5 protein-coding genes and 1 pseudogene are annotated in these 4,622 nt (G+C 71.1%); 4 read left to right on the forward strand and 2 right to left on the reverse strand.

Annotated features, from left to right (window positions below; genetic code table 11):
• Nucleotides 1-348 (forward strand): annotated as a pseudogene (locus VJS38_RS14065) (hypothetical protein); the annotation flags it as partial.
• 218 nt (nt 349-566) lie between these two features.
• Here the strand turns inward: VJS38_RS14065 and VJS38_RS14070 are convergent.
• Nucleotides 567-1,796, reverse strand: coding sequence for a CaiB/BaiF CoA-transferase family protein (locus VJS38_RS14070; RefSeq protein WP_324088777.1), 1,230 nt, complete (start codon nt 1,794-1,796; stop codon nt 567-569).
• Nucleotides 1,797-2,004: 208 nt separating this feature from the next.
• Between VJS38_RS14070 and VJS38_RS14075 the strand changes: the two genes are divergently transcribed.
• From VJS38_RS14075 to VJS38_RS14085, 3 genes are read left to right on the forward strand one after another with little or no spacing between them, the layout of a single operon-like run.
• Nucleotides 2,005-2,613 (forward strand): fumarylacetoacetate hydrolase family protein, encoded by a 609-nt coding sequence (locus tag VJS38_RS14075; protein WP_324088778.1) that lies wholly within the window; start codon nt 2,005-2,007, stop codon nt 2,611-2,613.
• 16 nt (nt 2,614-2,629) lie between these two features.
• A complete protein-coding gene (gene maiA / locus VJS38_RS14080) occupies nt 2,630-3,274 on the forward strand; it encodes a maleylacetoacetate isomerase (RefSeq protein WP_324088779.1) in 645 nt (214 codons plus the stop codon).
• Nucleotides 3,275-3,321: 47 nt separating this feature from the next.
• Nucleotides 3,322-3,936 carry a carbonic anhydrase gene (locus tag VJS38_RS14085; protein ID WP_324088780.1) on the forward strand — a complete coding sequence of 205 codons (615 nt, stop codon included), beginning with the start codon at nt 3,322-3,324 and terminating at the stop codon, nt 3,934-3,936.
• A gap of 26 nt (nt 3,937-3,962) precedes the next feature.
• On the opposite strand, the gene VJS38_RS14090 is transcribed toward VJS38_RS14085, so the two are convergent.
• Nucleotides 3,963-4,622: isopenicillin N synthase family dioxygenase (locus tag VJS38_RS14090; RefSeq protein ID WP_324088781.1), on the reverse strand; the 660-nt coding region annotated here is incomplete at its 5' end.

A 4,622-nucleotide genomic window follows, 5' to 3' on the forward strand; every position in this document is an offset into this window, starting at 1 on the left:
GGTTCTCGGGTGCTGATCGTCGAGGACGCGGTGCTGCCGGCGCTGGAGCTGGAGACGGGCCTCTCCGAGGCCGGCGCCGAGGTCGTCGGCCCCGCCTACGAGCTGGAGGAGGCCATGGCGCTGCTGGACCGGCCGATCGACGCGGCCGTCCTCGACGCCAACCTGAACGGCCGCTCGGTGACCCCCGTGGCCGAGGCTTTGGCGCGCCGCAACGTGCCGTTCGTCTTCGCCACCGGCTACGGCGAGACCGGCGGCGCGCCGGGCGGCTTCGAGGCGCCGGTCATCCGCAAGCCCTACGACGTCACCCAGGTCGCCGCCGCGGTGGCGGATCTCCTCGGCGCCGGATGACTTCGGCGGGTGCAAGTCTGTCGCAGGGCTGAGACAAGGCGCCGCCTCCCGCCGCCCGAAGCTTGGCTATAAGACCCTCGCCCGGGGAGACCTGCGGAGTACTCGCAGGGGCCGGACCGGCGGCCAGGGACATCGCCCGTGTCACGCGACCTTCCTCCCTCTTTCCGGTCCGCGGCACAGGTCGCGGACCGATTGTTACCCTCCGTGATCGGACAGGCTTATCCGATCACCCCTTGGGCGCGCAGCGCCTGCAGGCGCTCGGGCGGGCAGCCGGCGCGTTCAGCCAACACCTCGTCGGTGTGCTCGCCCAGCGCGGGGCCGGCCCAGCGCACCGCGCCCGGCGTCGACCCCAGCTTGGGAAACACGTTCTGCATCTTCACGCGGCCGAACACCGGGTGGTCGGTCTCGATGATCGCCTGGCGGGCGGCGAACTGCGGATCGGCCAGCATCTCCGGGGCGCGATAGACCCGGCTGGCCGGCACCCCGTGGGTCTCCATCAGCGCCAAAAGGTCGTCCAGCGTGCGCGTGCGGGTCCAGTCGGCGATCAGCTGGTCGAGCTCGGCCTGGTTCGCGCCGCGGCTGGGATGGTCGGCGTAGCGCGGGTCGGTCTTCAGCTGCGGCCGGCCCATGGCGTCGGCCAGGCGCGAGAAGACCCGGTCGCCGTTGGCCCCGATCAGGATCATCTGGCCTTCGGCGCAGGGGTAGACGTTGGACGGCGCCAGCCCCGGCAGGATCGAGCCGGAGCGCTCGCGCATGTAGCCGGTGAGATCGTATTCGGTGACCAGGTTCTCCATCACCGCGAAGACGCTCTCGTAGAGCGCGGCGTCGACCAGCTGGCCGCGGCCGGTGCGCTCGCGGGCGTGCACCGCCATCATCACCCCCATCGCCGCGTGCATGCCCGTCAGGCTGTCGCCGATCGAGACGCCGGCGCGCGACGGCGGCCGGTCGGGCTCGCCGGTGACATGGCGCAGGCCGCCCATGGCCTCGCCGATCAGGCCGAAGCCGGCGCGCCCGGAATAGGGGCCGGTCTGGCCGAAGCCGGAAATGCGGGCCATGATCAGGCGCGGGTTGAGCGCCGACAGCGCCTCCCAGCCCAGCCCCCACTTCTCCAGCGCGCCCGGCCGGAAGTTCTCGATCAGCACGTCGGCCCTGGCGATCAGGGCCCGCGCCAGATCCTGGCCCTCCGCGCTGCGCAGGTCGAGGGTCACCGACTTCTTGTTGCGGGCGATCACGGGCCACCAGGGCGAAAGGCCCTGGGGCAGGGTCCGGCCCCACTGGCGCATCGGATCGCCCCCCTTCGGATCCTCGATCTTGATCACCTCGGCCCCGAAGTCGCCGAGGATCTGGCCGCAGAACGGCCCGGCGATCAGCGTGCCCATCTCCACGACGGTGAGGTCGGCGAGCGGGCCTTGCGCCGGCGGGGCGGGGACGGGCTTCGGCTCGGCCATGACGGGCTCCTGGATCTTCCAAGCGGCGGAGCCTGAAGCCGCGCGCCGTGTTGTCAACCGCGCCGGCTTGGCGGCATCGGCCTGCATATTCCGAGTTGAAGCCGCTCCCGCCGAAGCGCTAACCCAATGGCATGACGACCTATGTCTTCGATCCGCCGCCCCGCCCCGCCCCGCCGTCCCGGTCGAGGGCGAGACGGCCGTCTTCCCGGTGCGCCGCGTCCTCTGCGTCGGGCGCAACTACGCCGCCCACCGGCGCGAGATGGGCGGCGACGACCGCGACCCGCCCTTCTTCTTCGCCAAGCCGGCCGACGCGGTGGTCCCGCCGGGCGGCCAGGTCGCCTTTCCGCCGAAGACGCAGAACCTGCACTACGAGGTGGAGCTGGTGGTCGCCTTGGGGGCCGGCGGCGCCGACGTGTCGGTCGGGCGGGCGCTGGACCTGGTGCTGGGCTATGCGGTCGGCGTCGACCTCACCCGTCGCGACCTGCAGTCGGCCGCCAAGGACAAGGGCCAGCCCTGGGAGGCGGCCAAGGGCTTCGACGCCTCCGCGCCGATCAGCGCCATCCGCCGCTGGGCGGGCGCCCCGCCGCAGGGTCGCATCCGGCTCTCGGTCAACGACGAGATCCGCCAGGACGCGGCGCTCGGCGAGATGATCTGGAACGTGGCCGAGATCATCGCCGAGGCCTCCCGCCTCTGGCGGCTGGAGCCGGGCGATTTGATCTTCACCGGGACGCCCGAGGGCGTCGGTCCGGTGGTCCGCGGCGACCGCGTGGGCGGCGAGATCGACGGCGTCGGCCGCCTCGTCTTCCAGCTGATCTGAAACCGGAGCCCCGCGCATGGCTTTCACCCTGCACAGCTACTGGCGCGCCACCGCCCCCTACCGGGTGCGCATCGCCCTGAATCTCAAGGGGCTGGCGTTCGACTATGCGCCGGTCAACCTCCTGGCCGGCGAGCAGCTGGGCGAGGCCTACCGGCGGATCAACCGGCAGAGCCTGACGCCGGCGCTTCAGACCGAGGACGGCGCGGTGCTGACCCAGAGCCTCGCGATCCTGGAGTGGCTGGAGGAGGTCCATCCGGTCCCGCCGCTGATGCCGGCCGACGCCTACGACCGCGCCCGGGTCCGCGCGATGATGGGGATCGTCGCCTGCGACATCCATCCGTTGAACAACCTTCGGATCCAGAGGCAGCTGACCAAGCTCGGCGTCGACGCCGACGGGCGCTCGTTCTGGACCCAGCGCTGGATCAACGACGGCTTTACGGCGCTGGAGCCGATGATCGCCGCCTACGGCCAGGGCTTCGCCTTCGGAGCCCAGCCGACGCTGGCCGACTGTCTGCTGATCCCGCAGGTCTATTCGGCCGAGCGCTACGCGGTCGACCTTGCGCCCTATCCGGCGATCCGCGCGGTCGCGGCCGCTTGCGCCGAACATCCGGCCTTCCAGGCCGCCCACCCGGACCGGCAGCCCGACGCCACGCCGACGTGACCGCGTTACGGGTTGCGGCCGCGCCGTGCGCGGCCTAAAGCCGCGCCATGCTCGACGAACTGAAGACCAACAACCGCAACTGGGCGGCCGGCAAGGTCGCGGCCGATCCCGGCTTCTTCCAGCGGCTGGTGGACCAGCAGGCGCCGAAGTACCTGTGGATCGGCTGCTCCGACAGCCGCGTGCCGGCCAACGAGATCGTCGGACTCGATCCCGGCGAACTGTTCGTCCACCGCAACGTCGCCAACCTCGCCCCGCCGCAGGACGCCAACTACCTGTCGGTGCTGCAGTTCTCGGTCGAGGTGCTGAAGGTCGAGCACATCCTGGTGGTCGGCCACTACGGCTGCGGCGGGGTCGCCGCGGCGGTGGACGGCAAGCGCCGTGGACTGATCGATCATTGGGTGCACCCGATCCGCGAGGTCCACCACGACCACAAGCACGAGCTGGACGCCCTGGCGGACGAGGGCGCCCGCCTGGACCGGCTGATCGAACTGAACGTCATCCGCCAGGTGAAGAACGTCGCCTCGGACGTCTTCGTCCAGGACGCCTGGGCGCGTGGCCAGACGCTCAATGTCCACGGCTGGGTCTATTCGCTCGCCAACGGCCTGGTCACCGACCTGAACGTCACGGTGACGGGGCCGGACGACGTGGACAAGCTGCCGTAAGATCTCCCCCAAAGGGGTGCATCTGGCTAAGCCAGCTTGATTTCCCGCAGCCGCTCCTGGAGGAACGCGTCCGCCGTGATCGGCTGCGGGTAGCGGTCAGGGTGGGCGGCGTCGACGCACGCGGCCAGGGTGCGGATCTCATAGTCCGGGTTGAAGTGCAGGAAGAAGGGCGTCGAGTAGCGCGAACAGCCGCGCCGCTCGGGCGCGGGATTGACCACCCGGTGAGTGGTCGAGGGCAGGCGGTGATTGGTCAGGCGCTGCAGCATGTCGCCGATGTTGCAGACCAGCGCGCCCGGCGGCGGGTTGACGGCGATCCACCGGTCGTCGCGATCCTGCACCTCCAGCCCGGCCTCCTCGGCGCCCAGCAGCAGGGTGATGACGTTGATGTCCTCGTGCGCGCCGGCGCGGATGTGGGGCCCGTCTCGTGTCGGCATGGGCGGATAGTGCAGCAGGCGCAGGATCGAGTTGCCGTCGCTGACGGTGGGCGCAAAGAAGCCACGCTCCAGACCCAGCCAGGCGGCGATCGCCTCCAGCACCTTCGACCCCATGGCGTCGAGCGCGGCGAACAGCCAGCCGACAGCTTCGTGGAAGCCGGGCGCCTCGGCCTCGGGCCAGACGTTCTGCGGCATCTGGGCCGCGAACCGGTGGCCCGGCGGCAGGTCGCGGCCGACGTGCCAGAACTCCTT

This window comes from Phenylobacterium sp. (genome assembly GCF_035276905.1).
In the GTDB taxonomy this organism is placed as follows: domain Bacteria; phylum Pseudomonadota; class Alphaproteobacteria; order Caulobacterales; family Caulobacteraceae; genus Phenylobacterium.

What these genes read in the sequence shown, in the direction of transcription:
- VJS38_RS14070 (WP_324088777.1), bottom strand. Translation starts at nt 1,796, where the DNA reads ATGGCCGAGCCGAAGCCCGTCCCCGCCCCGCCGGCGCAAGGCCCGCTC.
- maiA (WP_324088779.1), top strand. Translation starts at nt 2,630, where the DNA reads ATGGCTTTCACCCTGCACAGCTACTGGCGCGCCACCGCCCCCTACCGG.
- VJS38_RS14085 (WP_324088780.1), top strand. Translation starts at nt 3,322, where the DNA reads ATGCTCGACGAACTGAAGACCAACAACCGCAACTGGGCGGCCGGCAAG.